We start from the raw sequence: 524 nt of genomic DNA on the forward strand, positions 1-524 counted from the left end.
GTCAAGGCGCATTTGATTCAAAGGGAGGATTACGATGGGCAGCCCTGAAAAGTATGTGGAAGATGTGAAAGAATGGTTTTTGGAGTTTAAAAAACAATTTGAAGGTGAACGGAATGAAGACCTTCAACTTAAGCTATTGAATTTTTCAAAATTCCTAGAATCCGGTGGAGAAAGGCAAACACCAACGAGTTTGCTTGAATTACAGGAGGAAGTGGAGAAACTCTATCATGTTGGATTAAGATTTTCGGAACAATCCGAGATTAATGAGGAATTTCTAGATGTAAGAAGAGTAGGGATTGGACAACATACATTGCCACCTCTTCCATATGCCTATGATGCGTTAGAACCATATATATCAAAAGAAATCATGATACTCCACCATGATAAGCACCATAAGAGCTATGTTGATGGATTAAATAAAGCAGAGAAAATGATGGAAAAGGCACGTGATACAGGTGATTATGAACTAATAAGGCATTGGGAAAGGGAAGCTGCTTTTAATGGTTCTGGTCATTACTTGCATA

At 38.0% G+C, this 524-nt stretch carries 1 protein-coding gene; it reads left to right on the forward strand.

Translation table 11 applies throughout. The features are described 5' to 3' along the window. Nucleotides 1-34 precede the first annotated feature (34 nt). The coding region (locus V7147_RS23615) for a superoxide dismutase (protein WP_438824644.1) at nt 35-524 on the forward strand (490 nt) is incomplete at its 3' end.

This window comes from Bacillus sp. JJ1521 (assembly GCF_036965165.1).
Lineage (GTDB): Bacteria > Bacillota > Bacilli > Bacillales > Bacillaceae_L > Ferdinandcohnia.